Here is a 14,703-nt window from a genome sequence, read left to right on the forward strand (position 1 = left end):
GGGTTGTGAGGCCTTGAGCTAACTGATACTAATTGCCCGTGAGGCTTAACCATACAACACCCAAGTAGTTTTTACTATAAAGTGTGTATGATGACTGACAAGTCAGAAATGAATAACACGTACTTAGGGTACACTTGATTAGATTCGATATATAAACGTTTTCCAGATTGTAACAGTTTCGCCTAGCGACAATAGCGTTGTAGAACCACCTGAACCCATGCCGAACTCAGAAGTGAAATGCAACTGCGCCGATGGTAGTGTGGGAGTTCCCATGTGAGAGTAGGACATCGCTAGGCACCTAATATAAAAGCCCAGTCATAGACTGGGCTTTATTCAGTTCCGGAGGGGTTCCCGAGTGGCCAAAGGGATCAGACTGTAAATCTGACGGCTCCGCCTTCGGTGGTTCGAATCCACCTCCCTCCACCATATAAAACAAACCGTCCTATTAGGGCGGTTTTTTTATATCTAGAATTTATGGATGAGAACTTGTACGACAAAATTGTTGGGAACAATTTTGAATGTGCTTTAGCGCAGCCCGAAGGGTAAAAGATAGGAAGCCTTTTATAATCCACCTCCCTCTACCATATATCTAAGCCTGCTTAACGAGCGGGCTTTTTTATGCCTGAGATTTACTTACTTAATTAGTAACTTCGCGTTAAAGCGTTGAGCTTTTGATTAAGCAATTGATAACGATGATAGCCATGATGATCATTAGGTAAGCCGGTCAAAGAAGCTAATAACTCCTGCGCCTTTAATTTATATTTAGTTAAGCGCTGATCTTGTTCAAATAGCGTAAGTAGTACCTGAATTAAATTCAGTTTAATACCAATATGATTAGGGTAAATTGCAATGGCCTGGTTGAGATCTTTAAGCGCATCTTTGTACCTATGCTGTCGATAATGACTAGTGGCATTATTTAATACTTTCTGCGCTTGTTTTTGCTCTTCACTTTGCAGTTGAGTATCAATTAGCTGATCGACTTCACTCATTAAAGTTAGGTTATCCGGCTCTCTAACAACCACTTTACTGATTAAGTTAGAAGCCGTTGCTTGCCTATTAAGGTCTATTAGTAATTTCGATAAATCAACCAAAGTACTACTTTCTAAATTATCAGCTTGTTTATTGATCTGTTTTTCACAGCTTTGTAATAATCTTTTGGCGTCATATTCTTCTCTAGTTTTCCTCATCAACCGAACGGTATGCAATTGCGCCTGCAAACGAGTATCTAAGTTATTAAATGTTTTAGCTGTTTCGCTCAGTGCGTTTGTTACTCGGCTTTTTTGTAGCTTTAATTGGTAATCACTTAGCTGAGGCGCAAGTTCGTTGAGTGCACTTGAATAGTTAAAAGCGTTTGCTGGTTTATGATGAATTGAGTTAAATGAAAACTGATAGTTATGTTCATATGCTTTGGTCGCTTTTTCAAAGTTACCATTGTCATAACAAAGTTTAGCGTAGCGCTCTAATCGTTTAATAGAGTATGGAGAAATTGTTAGTGCAATTTCTAGTACTTCTTCCGCTTTAACCATTTGATTAATCGTCTCATAGCTAGTAGCTAACCAGTCATAAGAAGACAAATATAATGGTGATGTTTTGATCAGGCTTTGGAATCGTAAAATAGCATCTTTGACTTTATTGCGCTTTAGGGCGATTTTACCCAAGCCAATACTTGCCCATTGACAACCTTTTACATCGATAAAGCGATTATAAATGCGTGAGGCTTCATCATATTGTTCAAGCTCGAATAGTTGTCTAGATTTAATGCCGAAGCATTCTGTACGATATGGGCTACCATCCTGTATTGCTTGTTCGCAAAGCGCTATTGCTTTATAGGCATCGTTTTGATCTAGCGCTTGATATACGTCTCGCATATGATGCTTTTTACGATAACAACGTTCCAAGCGCGTCAATAAATCTTGTATACGATAAGGCTTAGTTAAGTAGTCGTCGGGTTTATGCTCTAAAGCGGCAAGTACCATGGCTTGAGAGTTTTCAGCGGTGATTAATATCACTATGGTTTGTCGATCAATTAAGCCACTTGTTTTTAATTCTTCTAACAGTTGCTGCCCATTTTTCTGGCTGTCACCTAAGTCATAACCTAATAATAAAATGTCATAATGATTTTCTGAACATCGTTGAATAACATCATTGGCATAGCCTACGGCTTCTACGGTTTCAGCATTCAAGTCGAATGCAAACTGCTTAAGTAAATCACGAGACGGCTTAAGGCTGTCTATGATTAAAAAGCGTTTGTCTCGATAGTCACTTAACGTCATTCATTCCACTTTGCTGAATCAGTCCTTTCTTGCTTTTTAGCCAACTTTATATAAAAAGTCTATTTTCTTTAGGCACTGATAAGTTTAATAACTGGCGGTACATTCAACTTCTACTCTAGCATTCAAGGCAAGGCCTGAAGCAGCAAAAGCGCTTCTGGTAGGTAAAGCACTACTAAAGTAAGTCTTATACACCTGGCTAGCGGCAGCCCAGTCTTTAATATCGGCTAACATTAGTGTGCATTTAGTTATATCACTATAGTTAAGCGAGTATTCTGATAACACTTGACCAATGTTTTTCATCGTTTGATGCATTTGTCCTTTGATATCATTTGATGCCAAGGTCATAGTGCCTGGAAAATTACCGATTTGCCCTGACATCCATAGTGTGCTGCCAACGCGTTTTGCCGGACTAAAAGGCAAACGTGGATCAGCACCACGATAGATAAATTGCCCGTGTTTAATAACATGAGCAACACTGTTGATATTGGCAATATCGTCAGTAGGGTTGTTATTAAAGATCACCATATTTGCAAGCTTTCCAGATTCTATGCTGCCAATGGTTTCTGACATACCTAGTACTTTAGCATTATTTAGTGTAGCAGCTTGTATTGCTTGTATCGGCGATAATTTGCCGTCGTCTACTAATAGTTGTAATTCATGATAAAGTTGAACGCTGTTATCACTAAAAGCATCAGTACCGGCGGAGATTGGAATGCCTGCTTTATTGGCAAGTTGAGTTAGCATCACAGCATGGTGATAGCGCTTTTCGGTATTACTATCTTTGTCTTTACGTTGTTCAAATACGGTTAACGTAGCATCTAATATTGTGCCTTGCTTTTTCATACGGTCAAAGAGGCTGCTGTAGTTTGCTGCTTGATAAGACGCTTGTTCTTGAGCCTTATTGGGAGAAACGTTTTGTCTACGCCATGCTTTGTAATCGTCGATGATTTCTGCAGCAAAATCAGGTGCATGGGAAATGGCTTCTACGCCCGCATTTATTGCTGCACTTGGTTTAGCTGGCCCAATAAATACATGTGACCACACCTTTAGGCCGTGGTTTTTTGCTGCTTTGGCAATTGCACTAAGTTGTTCAGTGGTTATTTCAGCATAAATTTTTATGCCAGTTGCCCCTGTACCTAGGGCTTTCAGCATTAGCGCGTCTAGATTAGTATCATCATTAATGGCTGCCATCCAAGCAGTTGTGCCTGCTTGATAACCTTTTGCTGATGAAATGGTGCGAGGATCGGCAAAAAAGCTGTCGCCGCCAAGGATCACAGAATAATAAATATCAGGTGATTGTATGTTATTGAGCATGGCATCACGTTGTAACCCAGCTAATACGCGGATATCGCCACCCATATCGCGCACGGTTGTTACACCGCCACGTAGTAGGGTGCGTAAACGTTTTAACGTCGCAGGGCGGTTGTCAAAATCGTCGGGATCGGTGGCATGATGTACATGACCATCTATCAACCCCGGTGCTAGGTATTTACCTTCAAGATTAATTACAATCGTGTTTTCAGGAAGGTCTATCGTCTCTGAATGCTCAACATTTACAATATGTTTATCTTTAATCACAACGGTTTGATTTGGCTTTATCGCTAAGGTATTGACATCAATTAAGTTAACATCTTTCAGTGCTATGTTTTGCGCTGATACAGAAAGCCCGCACCCTAAGTAAAGTAAAATCCAGCTAAATAGTTTCATTGCAATACCTTGTTCCTTTTGAGTTAAGCGCTAAAGGTATATTGGTTTAAATGGTGGATAATGTACATGAAAAATAAGGAAAACATTGAAAATCAAAATAATTGTACGAAACTGTTAGTAGAAATTAATTGATTGAAAAATAACATTTTGTTATAAATCTGTTAATAAGCTTAAGGAGGATGTAATGGAATACAGTGAATCTATCATCAACGGTGGTGTAACTTATAAGCATCAGTGTTTGAAGTGCGGTTGTGAAAAGCATAATGTCCGAGGCAATATCCGCTACGCCTATCTCCTATTAGAGAGCCTGCCAATTTATCCAGTCGGCAAAAGTATCAAGTTAGAATGTGTTAATTGTTTACATATAGTGGAACAAGCACAACTTGAGAAAAGCCTATACCGACAATTACAGTCATCGGTATTTACCATTTATCATTTTTTGGTTAAATTTTTAGGCTTATTTTTAATTGCATTTGCCTTATTTTCTTGGTGGCAATCAGCAGAACAAAGTCAGCGCAATATCGAGCGTATTGTTAGTTATCCGCAGGTCAACGACTTTATGTTGCTGGATCAGCGAGTGCTGGCTACAGATACCCGACCTCATGAAAACTATCGCATTGCTAAAATTGTTGATGTGACCGGAGATACAGTCTCATTAGTGTTTGGCAATATTTTGTATCGGCATGAATCAGCTTTTGAGAATGCCATTGCTGCGGGACAAACTCGGGTTTTTAGTTATTTTGGTGGTCGGGAATATCATTTTACCGAAACAGACTTAGTAGCCTTATATGAACGTGGTGGCATTGTGAAAGCCGCGCGGCCAACAGCTAATATGTTATTTGGCAATTTTGTTATCAATGATACCGGTTACCGTATAGGTAGTGGTTATATCGCAGGAGAGCGAGAATATGTTTCTGGTTTGGCATTTGAACAAGCCTCATATCTAGAAGATCACCAAATTAAAGCATTTAATAAATTTTTAGCGGCAGCAGAAATGGGTTTTGCACTAGGACAAATCAAACTGGCAGAGCTTTATTTAGCAGGGGAAGTAATTGAAACCAATTTGCATTCAGCATTAATTTGGTTGGAAAAAGCCGCATTGCAAAGTAATGAGTCGGCGGTAAAAAAATATGCCATTGTTTGTAAGCAAACTAAAGGCTGTAGTGTTACTTCATTTTATCAGCGGTTAATTGATCACGGTGTTAATTTGACGGTAAATGAACATACAGATCAGTTTCGTATTGTCGAGGATGTGACTAGAGAGTAATTTCGATAGTTAATAAGTGTTTATAGGTTTATTCAATAGGTATAAATGAGAGAGGGTGATACCTGCGCTAGTCTTGCTTTAAGACCTAAGTATCACCCCGTTTGCAGCGAGCAAATTTAGTTAAGAAGCGTTACTGATTCGCTTCAACAATACGCTTCATATCAGTCATATAGCCGCGTAATTCCTTACCGATAACTTCGACGCTATGGCTACGAATCGCTTCATTCACTTCGATTAAACGAACATTATCAACACCGTTTGAGCTATTGCCTAAGCCTTCACCTAAATCAGCTAATGTTAGCTTACTAACAAAGTCTGAAAGCAATGGCACTGCTGCGTGACTGAATAAATAGTTGCCGTATTCTGCGGTGTCAGAAATGACCACGTTCATCTCATAAAGCTTGTTACGAGCGATACAATTTGCGATTAATGGCGTTTCATGTAGTGATTCATAGTAGGCTGACTCTTCGATAATGCCGGCAGCAACCATAGACTCAAACGCTAATTCAACACCGGCTTTGATCATTGCGACAAGGAAAATACCGCGGTCGTAATATTCTTGCTCGGTAATGTCGGTGGCGCAATCGGGTGCTAATTCAAACGAGGTTTCCGCTGTTTGTGCACGCCACGTTAACAGGTTAACATCGTCATTTGCCCAGTCTGCCATCATGGTTGTCGAGAACGTACCATCAATAATATCGTCCATATGTTTTTCAAATAGTGGACGTAAAATTGATTTAAGCTGTTCAGCCATGTCGAATGCTTTAATTTTCGCTGGATTTGATAAGCGATCCATCATATTGGTGATACCGCCGTGTTTTAAACCTTCGGTAACCGTTTCCCAGCCGTATTGAATAAGCTTTCTGGCGTAACCAGCATCAACACCGTTCGCGACTAATTGTTGATGACCTAAAATTGCGCCAGTTTGTAACATGCCACATAAAATGGTTTGTTCACCCATTAGATCTGATTTTACTTCAGCAATAAAAGATGACTCTAAAACGCCGGCACGGTCACCACCGGTCGCTGAAGCGTACGCTTTTGCAATTGCTAAACCATTGCCATTTGGATCATTTTCAGGGTGAACTGCAATCAAGGTTGGCACACCAAAACCACGCTTGTATTCTTCACGTACTTCGGTACCAGGACACTTAGGCGCCACCATTACTACAGTAATATCAGGGCGAACTTGCATGCCTTCTTCAACAATATTAAAACCGTGCGAATAAGAAAGCGTTGCGCCATGTTTCATTAACGGCATAACCGCAGAAACCGCAGAGGTATGTTGCTTATCTGGCGTTAAGTTTAATACTAAATCAGCATTAGGAATTAACTCTTCATAGGTGCCAACAGTAAAACCGTTTTCTGTCGCCCAGCGCCATGATTGGCGTTTTTCTTGGATTGCGGCTTCACGTAAGGCATACGAAATATTTAAGCCGGAATCACGCATATTCAAGCCTTGGTTTAGGCCTTGAGCACCACAGCCGACAATGACAATATTCCAATCTTTAATAAAATTACAGCCGTCAGAGAATTCATCTCTTTTCATAAAACGGCATTTGCCTAATTGAGCCAATTGCTCACGTAAACTTAAGGTATTGAAATAATTTGCCATGGTTTTTCCAGCATTTTGTTGAATAATAGCCCTACAATAAAACGAACTTATCGTTGCTTAAAGTGAATTGTTTGCATTACTATGTTGCAAAATTTGCAACAATAAAGGCTGGCAATGGATTCAAAAGCGTTGGCGATGTTTCGTCACTTAGCAACTGAGCTACACTTTGGCAAAACGGCTGAGGTTTTCCATGTCAGCCCCTCAACGTTAAGTCGCACTATTTCTCGCCTAGAGCAAGAACTGGGCTGTAGTTTGTTGCATCGAGATAATCGCAGTGTCACTCTGACTGAAGCAGGTTTGAAGGTAAAAGCCTATGCTGATGAGCAAAATGAGCAATTAGCGCTGCTGAAACTTTCGTTAAATCAACAGCAAGCCCAGTTAACAGGAAAACTACGTATTTATTGTTCGGTTACTGCTGCCTATAGCCATTTGCCGAAACTTATTGATCGGTTTCGCCAGCAACATCCGTTGGTAGAAATTGTCCTAACCACCGGTGATGCAGCAGATGCCTTACCGCAAATTCAGCAACAGCAGGCAGACTTAGCAATAGCAGCTAAGCCAGATAATTTATCTAGCAGTTATTATTTTTATCCGATTGAAACCATACCGTTGCAGTTAATTGCGCCAACTATTGCTTGTCAGGTGCAACAGCAATTGCAGGCTGCTTCTATTGATTGGTCAAAGTTGCCAGTGATTTTGCCTGAGCACGGTTCAGCGCGTTCGCGTTTTGAGCGTTGGTTTCGCACCATGCAATTTGGTAAACCGAATATCTACGCGACGGTTTCCGGACATGAAGCCATTGTCAGTATGGTCGCTGTTGGTTGTGGTATTGGCATAGCGCCAGAAGTGGTAATCGAGCACAGCCCGTTGAAAGATCGGGTGTATCCGCTGGATATCGATCACCAAATTGCACCGTTTGAATTGGGTATTTGCTGTTTAAACATTCGCAAAGAGCAAGCGCTAATTAATGCGTTTTTTAGTGCCATTGATAGAAATTAAATGGCGACAGCCTCGGTTAAATGCCGCAGTATTCTATCCATTGCCCGGTAAGAAAGTGCCTCAATTAAATGACTGTGGCTGATTTGTTCGCAGCTTTCCATATCCGCTAGCGTACGCGCAATTTTTAATATTTTGTGATGCGCTCTGGTTGATAATCCAAGCTTTTCAACCGCCAGTTCTAAAAACTCATTGTCATCACTGCTAAGTGGGCAATATTGTCTAATTTCGGTACTGCTTAATTGGGCATTGGCTTTGTTTTGGCGCGCTATTTGTTGTTCGCGACAAGCCGTGACTCTAGCGCGAATGTCCGCACTGGTTTCTTCTTGTCCATTGTTTTCTGACCATGCACCGCGTGGCAATCTTGCAACTTCAATTTGAATATCAATTCGGTCTAAAAAGGGGCCGGATAAGCGATTTAGGTAGCGCAAGGTTTGCTCAGGTGTGCTGCGTTTATCGTTATAAAACCCTGTTGGGCTGGGGTTCATTGCTGCAATAAGTTGAAAGTTGGCTGGGAAGGTTTGCTTGTGATTAGCTCGAGAAATGGTCACCTCGCCTGATTCCATTGGCTCTCGCAAAACATCTAACACTTTGCGATCAAACTCTGGCAGCTCATCTAAAAATAACACGCCATGATGAGCTAATGACACTTCACCAGGCTTTGGCTGTGTGCCGCCACCAATCAGTGCTGGCGCTGAAGCGGTGTGATGGGGTGCGCGAAAAGGTCGTATGCTCCAAGTGGTTTCATCAATGTCAATTTGACTTATCGATTGAATGGCGGCACTTTCCACCGCCTCTTGCTGGCTCATTGGCGGCAAAATACTCGGTAACCGACTGGCTAACATGGTTTTTCCTGTACCAGGTGGCCCAACAAATAATAAATTGTGACCACCACTGGCGGAAATCTCCAATGCCCGCCTTGCTAGTGGCTGACCGATCACATCCGCCATATCTAAGTGATGTTCTGTATGGAAAAGTGGTGGTGGCGAGCCTTGAAAATAGGGCAGTGGCTGTTGCCTAGCAAAGTGTGGAAACAAGGCCTGCAAGTGCTCAATGGCAATAACTTTCTCGGTATCTACCCATTGTGATTTTTCTGCATTTTCCCTCGGAATAATCAAGGTTCTGTTAGATGATTTGCACGCTAGTGCTAAAGGTATTTCACCGATAATGGGTCTAAGCTCGCCAGATAAGGCCAATTCGCCAGCAAATTCATATTCTGCTAATTCATCACTGGGTAATTGATTGGAGGCCGCTAAAATGCCTACGGCAATTGGTAAGTCAAATCGGCCGCCTTCTTTGGGTAAGTCAGCGGGCGCTAAATTAACGGTAATGCGTTTGGCTGGAAACTCATAGCCGCAGTTGATAATGGCACTACGAACCCGATCTTTTGCTTCTTTCACCGAAGTTTCAGGTAAACCGACAATACTAAAAGCAGGTAAACCATTGGCAATGTGAACTTCTACAGTGACCAGTGGGGAATTTAACCCAAGGCGTGCGCGACTATAAACACAGGAAAGTGACATAAAAAATCCATTTAAATCAGTCCATTTCCAATAAATTCTAGACAGTAAATTGCATTCGCGCGAACTGAAATATAACTAGGTTTTAAATTTGTTATAAAACCTAGTTATAAAACATTGTTAAAAAGTGCTTGCGCAATCGTTAATTGCTGTGTTACTAATTTAAAAAGATAAACCAATTAAATAATTTTTCAGAAAAACTAAATAAATATGCAAAAATTTGTCGTAGTGATTATTAACATTCTCGTCGTGGTGATTATTAAATCGTCGCGGGGGTGTTCATTGCGCTAAGAAAATTTTTTCTGAAATAGCTAAAAACACAAACCCCCGCTCCGAAAGGAACGGGGGTTTTGCTTTTAAGGGACTTTGTAAATCATGACCACTGAAACTCAATATACAGGCGCGAATTTGTTGTTTGACGTGCTCAAACAACATGGCGTTCAACATGTATTCGGCTACCCTGGTGGGGCTATCATGCCGATTTATGATGCGCTGTATGACAGTGACGTTGATCATTTTTTATGTCGTCATGAACAAGGTGCTGCGTTTTCAGCAGTAGGTTATGCAAGGGCTTCGAAGAAAGTGGGTGTTTGCTTCGCTACTTCTGGTCCTGGTGCAACTAATTTAATTACTGGTCTTGCTGATGCGATGGGCGATTCGATTCCTGTGGTGGCGATTACTGGTCAAGTTGCAACGCAAGCGATGGGCTCAGATGCGTTTCAGGAAGTAGATATTGTTGGTTTGTCATTGGCATGTACTAAACATTGTTTTCAAGTGCGTGATGTTAATGAGCTCGCCAGTACTTTACATCAAGCGTTTGATATCGCCTTATCAGGCCGACAAGGGCCGGTACTGGTTGATATTCCAAAAGATATTCAGTTAGCCCAAGTGACGCAAACTTTAGAAGCGATTCCCCAACATCAGGCATCGTTATCAAAAGAACCAGCTAATGTTGGCAGTGCGTTGGCGCTAATCAACAAAGCTGAAAAGCCAATTTTATATGTTGGTGGTGGCGTAGGCATGGCTGGCGCGGTTGCTGAACTTCGTGAATTTATTGATGTTACCGGTATGCCGAGTGTTTCAACGTTAAAAGGGCTTGGCGCTGTTGCCCCAGATAATGACTATTATTTGGGTATGCTGGGAATGCATGGAACCAAAGCAGCGAATTTAGCGGTGCAAAAGTGTGATTTATTAATTGCCGTTGGTGCACGATTCGACGATAGGGTAACAGGGAAACTGGCAGAGTTTGCCCCAGAGGCGAAAGTGATCCATTTAGATATCGATAAGGCTGAAATTGCTAAGCGTCGCCCAGTTGATGCTGCGGTGATGGGTGACTTAACGATTAATTTACCGGCAATGGCGATTCCATTATCTATTGCGCCTTGGCAGCAAGAATGCCAACAAATGAAAGCTGAATTTGCTTGGGAATATGATTTTCCCAAAACATCAATTTATGCGCCGGCTGTGTTGAAGCAGCTAAGTGACAAAATGCCGTACGATAGTGTGGTTACCACCGATGTTGGTCAACATCAGATGTGGACAGCACAACATATGGCGTTTAACGCGCCGGAAAATTTCTTAACTAGTGGCGGTTTAGGCACTATGGGCTTTGGTTTACCAGCGGCAATTGGCGCACAAATTAGTCGGCCAAAAGATATGGTTATTGCTATTTCCGGCGATGGCTCTTTTATGATGAATGTCCAGGAATTATCCACTATCAAGCGCTTTCAATTGCCAGTGAAAATTGTGCTAATTGATAACGCTAAATTGGGCATGGTTCGGCAATGGCAAGACTTGTTCTTTAATGGCCGTTTAAGTGAAACCGATCTGTCAGATAATCCTGATTTTGTCATGTTAGCTTCAGCGTTTGATATTCAAGCGAAAAAAATTACCCAAGCTGACGAAGTAGCCTCGGCATTAGATGAAATGCTCGCGCATAACGGCCCATATTTACTACAAGTAAAAATTGATGAAACCGAAAATGTTTGGCCTTTGGTACCACCGAATACCGCCAATGATCAAATGATAGATGCAGAAAAATCCGCGTAACTATTTCGCGTGTTTATTTCACATATAAGTAAAAAAAACTTTGGAGAATAACGATGCAACAACACACATTAAGAATTTCAGCGGCGCAACAACCAACCGTGCTGGAGCGCTTATTACAAGTGACTCGTTACCGAGGTTTTAATGTCACGGGTATTACTATGTACCCGCAAGTGGAAACCAATAGTTACGATATTGAACTTAATGTTGCATCTGAACATTCAATTGAACATTTATGCAGCCAATTGCAAAAGCTTTTCGATGTAAATGAGATTAATATAGAGCAAAACAACATGATGCAATGCCGCGCATAGCAACAATCAATACTACATATTTAACGTTAGGAAAAATTATGGCAAAAGTAAATGCTGAACTGATTTGGTTTAATGGTGAACTCATGCCTTGGGCAGATGCCAAGGTACACGTAATGACTCACGCTTTACACTACGGTTCGTCAGTATTTGAAGGTATTCGTGCTTATAACACCACACATCAAGGTACTTGTGGTTTTCGTTTGCAAGAACATATTGATCGCTTTTTTGATTCAGCAAAAATTTACCGCATGGATATCCCTTACACCAATGCTGAAGTCAAACAGGCTTGTAAAGACACTATTTTAAAGAACAATTTAAAAGCGGCTTACTTACGCCCATTAGCATTTTTAGGTGATTTAGGCATGGGGTTACGTCCACCCGCTGATGCGCAAGCTGAATTAATGATCGCTGCATTCGTTTGGGAAGCTTATTTGGGTGCTGAAGCCATTGAAGGTGGTGTGGATGTTGGTGTTTCTAGCTGGAATCGTTTAGCGCCAAACACTATGCCAACAGCAGCCAAAGCTGGCGGTAACTACTTATCATCGCAATTAATTTCAATGGAAGCAGCACGCCATGGCTATGCTGAAGGTATTGCCCTTGATGTTAACAGCATGGTGAGTGAAGGTGCTGGTCAAAACCTATTCTTGGTGCGTAATAACGTGATTTACACGCCAATGACGACTGCATCAATTTTACCGGGTATTACTCGTGATAGCGTTATCACGTTAGCGAAAGACTTAGGTTATGAAGTGCGTGAAGAGCCAATTTCTCGTGAATCGCTTTACCTAGCTGATGAATTCTTTATGACAGGTACTGCCACTGAAATTGTACCGGTTAAAAGTGTTGACCGTATGCCAGTAGGTACAGGTTCTCGTGGACCAGTAACCCAAGCATTACAAGAAGCATTCTTCGGCATTTTCAATGGTACTACTGAAGATAAATGGGGTTGGTTAGAGCCAATTGCCTAAATAATGAAATATTGTCAGAAGCGTTAACTAGCCACGCTTCTGGCAATAACCAATATTTTTTCACTGCACAGGATTTATAGGAAGAAAAAAACATGCCCAAGTTACGCTCAGCAACATCGACTCAAGGACGCAATATGGCAGGCGCTCGTGCGCTCTGGCGAGCAACGGGGATGACCGATAGCGACTTTGGTAAACCGATAATTGCGGTCGTTAATTCATTTACCCAGTTTGTACCGGGTCATGTGCATTTAAAAGATATGGGACAACTAGTTGCTGGCGCAATTGAACAAGCTGGTGGTGTTGCCAAAGAATTTAATACTATCGCGGTTGATGATGGTATTGCCATGGGGCATAGCGGAATGCTCTATTCGCTACCATCGCGTGATTTAATCGCCGACTCGGTGGAATATATGGTTAATGCTCATTGTGCTGATGCCATGGTTTGTATTTCTAACTGCGATAAAATCACCCCAGGCATGATGATGGCGGCAATGCGCCTGAATATTCCGGTGATTTTTGTTTCCGGTGGCCCGATGGAAGCGGGGAAAACTAAGCTTTCCGATCAAATTATCAAGCTTGATTTAGTTGATGCCATGATTCAAGGTGCTGATCCAAACGTTTCTGACGAGCAAAGCGATCAAGTGGAACGTTCAGCGTGTCCTACTTGTGGTTCATGTTCGGGGATGTTTACTGCCAACTCTATGAACTGTTTAGCCGAAGCGCTAGGTTTAGCACTTCCGGGCAATGGCTCGATGTTGGCAACTCATGCCGATCGTGAACAGCTATTTTTAAAAGCAGGTAAAGAAATTGTCGCCTTAACCAAGCGTTATTATCAAGATGACGATCAATCAACATTACCTAGAAATATCGCGTCAAAAGCGGCGTTCGAAAATGCCATGTGTTTAGATATCGCTATGGGTGGCTCAACCAATACGGTTTTACATTTATTGGCGGCAGCCCAAGAAGCTGACGTTGACTTTACCATGGAAGATATCGATCGCTTGTCTCGTATCGTCCCGCACTTATGTAAAGTAGCGCCGTCTACCCAACAATATCATATGGAAGATGTTCACCGTGCTGGCGGTGTAGTGGCAATTTTGGGCGAACTTGCCCGTGCTGAATTATTAAAAACCGATGTTGTTAATGTTTTAGGGCTAACACTGGCGGATTTATTGGCGCAATATGATGTCATGGTCACTGATGATCAAGCCGTTAAAGATTTTTATCGAGCAGGGCCAGCTGGCATTCGCACTACCAAGGCATTTAGCCAAGATTGTCGCTTTGACACCCTTGATGATGACAGAACTAATGGTTGTATCCGTAGCAAAGCCAATGCGTTTTCTCAAGACGGTGGTTTAGCCGTGCTATCAGGCAATATTGCTGTTGATGGCTGTATTGTAAAAACTGCTGGCGTTGCAAAAGAAAATTTAACCTTTACTGGCCTAGCCCATGTTTTTGAAAGCCAAGAAGATGCTGTCGCCGGAATTTTAGACGGTAAAGTGGTGGCCGGTGAAGTGGTGGTTATTCGCTACGAAGGCCCGAAAGGTGGGCCGGGTATGCAAGAAATGTTATACCCAACCACTTACTTAAAGTCGATGGGCTTAGGTAAGGCATGTGCGTTGATCACTGACGGTCGTTTTTCTGGTGGTACCTCTGGGTTATCGATTGGCCATATTTCACCTGAAGCGGCAAATGGTGGAGCTATTGCTTTGGTTGAAAATGGCGATGAAATTCATATCGATATTCCTAACCGCGTTATTCAATTAAACGTTAGTGAGCAAGAATTAGCGCAGCGTAAAGCAGCAATGGAGGCAAAGCCTAATGCTTGGCAACCGAAAGATCGCGTACGTCCAATCAGTTATGCGTTGAAAAACTACGCCATGTTAGCAACAAGTGCTGATAAAGGCGCAGTGCGCAATCGGGCATTACTTGATGGTGAAGTTAGCCAGTAACCACTGGAACTTACTGTAAGTATTAGAAATTTCCTTGAAGGATTA

Annotated in this window: 10 protein-coding genes, 1 tRNA gene and 1 rRNA gene; 8 read left to right on the top strand and 4 right to left on the bottom strand. The window is 41.9% G+C overall.

Annotated elements, in window-relative coordinates:
* The first annotated feature begins 181 nt into the window (after window positions 1–181).
* Both rrf and ACOB82_RS07990 read left to right on the top strand, forming a co-directional pair.
* A 5S ribosomal RNA gene (rrf, locus tag ACOB82_RS07985) occupies window positions 182–296 on the top strand.
* Between the two features lie 45 nt (window positions 297–341).
* Window positions 342–426: transfer RNA gene (locus ACOB82_RS07990), tRNA-Tyr, on the top strand.
* Window positions 427–641: 215 nt separating this feature from the next.
* On the opposite strand, the gene ACOB82_RS07995 is transcribed toward ACOB82_RS07990, so the two are convergent.
* Window positions 642–2,273: a response regulator gene (locus ACOB82_RS07995; protein ID WP_448212448.1), complete on the bottom strand. Its 1,632-nt coding sequence runs from the start codon at window positions 2,271–2,273 to the stop codon at window positions 642–644.
* An 84-nt stretch (window positions 2,274–2,357) separates the two neighbouring features.
* Window positions 2,358–3,980 carry an amidohydrolase family protein gene (locus ACOB82_RS08000; protein WP_448212449.1) on the bottom strand — a complete coding sequence of 541 codons (1,623 nt, stop codon included), beginning with the start codon at window positions 3,978–3,980 and terminating at the stop codon, window positions 2,358–2,360.
* A gap of 184 nt (window positions 3,981–4,164) precedes the next feature.
* Between ACOB82_RS08000 and ACOB82_RS08005 the strand changes: the two genes are divergently transcribed.
* Entirely contained in the window at window positions 4,165–5,247 is a 1,083-nt protein-coding gene (locus ACOB82_RS08005) for a hypothetical protein (RefSeq protein WP_448212450.1), read from the top strand.
* Window positions 5,248–5,377: 130 nt separating this feature from the next.
* Here the strand turns inward: ACOB82_RS08005 and ilvC are convergent, their stop codons facing one another.
* Entirely contained in the window at window positions 5,378–6,862 is a 1,485-nt protein-coding gene (ilvC, locus tag ACOB82_RS08010) for a ketol-acid reductoisomerase (protein ID WP_448212451.1), read from the bottom strand.
* Between the two features lie 114 nt (window positions 6,863–6,976).
* Here ilvC and ilvY point away from each other — a divergent pair, with 114 nt between their 5' ends.
* Window positions 6,977–7,861 (top strand): HTH-type transcriptional activator IlvY, encoded by an 885-nt coding sequence (gene ilvY / locus ACOB82_RS08015; RefSeq protein ID WP_448212452.1) that lies wholly within the window; start codon window positions 6,977–6,979, stop codon window positions 7,859–7,861.
* Here the strand turns inward: ilvY and ACOB82_RS08020 are convergent.
* Window positions 7,858–9,381 carry a YifB family Mg chelatase-like AAA ATPase gene (locus ACOB82_RS08020; protein ID WP_448212453.1) on the bottom strand — a complete coding sequence of 508 codons (1,524 nt, stop codon included), beginning with the start codon at window positions 9,379–9,381 and terminating at the stop codon, window positions 7,858–7,860. The genes ilvY and ACOB82_RS08020 overlap by 4 nt on opposite strands.
* A gap of 372 nt (window positions 9,382–9,753) precedes the next feature.
* Here ACOB82_RS08020 and ilvG point away from each other — a divergent pair, with 372 nt between their 5' ends.
* The 4 genes from ilvG (at window position 9,754) to ilvD (ending at window position 14,658) form a co-directional block, all read left to right on the top strand.
* Window positions 9,754–11,427, top strand: coding sequence for an acetolactate synthase 2 catalytic subunit (gene ilvG / locus ACOB82_RS08025; RefSeq protein ID WP_448212454.1), 1,674 nt, complete (start codon window positions 9,754–9,756; stop codon window positions 11,425–11,427).
* A gap of 53 nt (window positions 11,428–11,480) precedes the next feature.
* Complete coding sequence (ilvM, locus tag ACOB82_RS08030) at window positions 11,481–11,738, top strand: acetolactate synthase 2 small subunit (protein ID WP_448212455.1); 258 nt, start codon at window positions 11,481–11,483, stop codon at window positions 11,736–11,738.
* Between the two features lie 38 nt (window positions 11,739–11,776).
* The gene (locus tag ACOB82_RS08035; protein ID WP_448212456.1) at window positions 11,777–12,706 is read left to right on the top strand and encodes a branched-chain amino acid transaminase; all 930 of its coding nucleotides are present in this window, start codon (window positions 11,777–11,779) and stop codon (window positions 12,704–12,706) included.
* A gap of 92 nt (window positions 12,707–12,798) precedes the next feature.
* Window positions 12,799–14,658: a dihydroxy-acid dehydratase gene (gene ilvD, locus ACOB82_RS08040; protein WP_448212457.1), complete on the top strand. Its 1,860-nt coding sequence runs from the start codon at window positions 12,799–12,801 to the stop codon at window positions 14,656–14,658.
* The last annotated feature ends 45 nt before the right edge of the window (window positions 14,659–14,703 follow it).

It is taken from the genome of Colwellia sp. MEBiC06753, from assembly GCF_053470325.1.

Bases quoted from the DNA above. Each gene is read 5' to 3' on its own strand.
- ACOB82_RS07995 (WP_448212448.1), bottom strand. From the start codon at position 2,273: ATGACGTTAAGTGACTATCGAGACAAACGCTTTTTAATCATAGACAGC.
- ACOB82_RS08000 (WP_448212449.1), bottom strand. From the start codon at position 3,980: ATGAAACTATTTAGCTGGATTTTACTTTACTTAGGGTGCGGGCTTTCT.
- ACOB82_RS08005 (WP_448212450.1), top strand. From the start codon at position 4,165: ATGGAATACAGTGAATCTATCATCAACGGTGGTGTAACTTATAAGCAT.
- ilvC (WP_448212451.1), bottom strand. From the start codon at position 6,862: ATGGCAAATTATTTCAATACCTTAAGTTTACGTGAGCAATTGGCTCAA.
- ilvY (WP_448212452.1), top strand. From the start codon at position 6,977: ATGGATTCAAAAGCGTTGGCGATGTTTCGTCACTTAGCAACTGAGCTA.
- ACOB82_RS08020 (WP_448212453.1), bottom strand. From the start codon at position 9,381: ATGTCACTTTCCTGTGTTTATAGTCGCGCACGCCTTGGGTTAAATTCC.
- ilvG (WP_448212454.1), top strand. From the start codon at position 9,754: ATGACCACTGAAACTCAATATACAGGCGCGAATTTGTTGTTTGACGTG.
- ilvM (WP_448212455.1), top strand. From the start codon at position 11,481: ATGCAACAACACACATTAAGAATTTCAGCGGCGCAACAACCAACCGTG.
- ACOB82_RS08035 (WP_448212456.1), top strand. From the start codon at position 11,777: ATGGCAAAAGTAAATGCTGAACTGATTTGGTTTAATGGTGAACTCATG.
- ilvD (WP_448212457.1), top strand. From the start codon at position 12,799: ATGCCCAAGTTACGCTCAGCAACATCGACTCAAGGACGCAATATGGCA.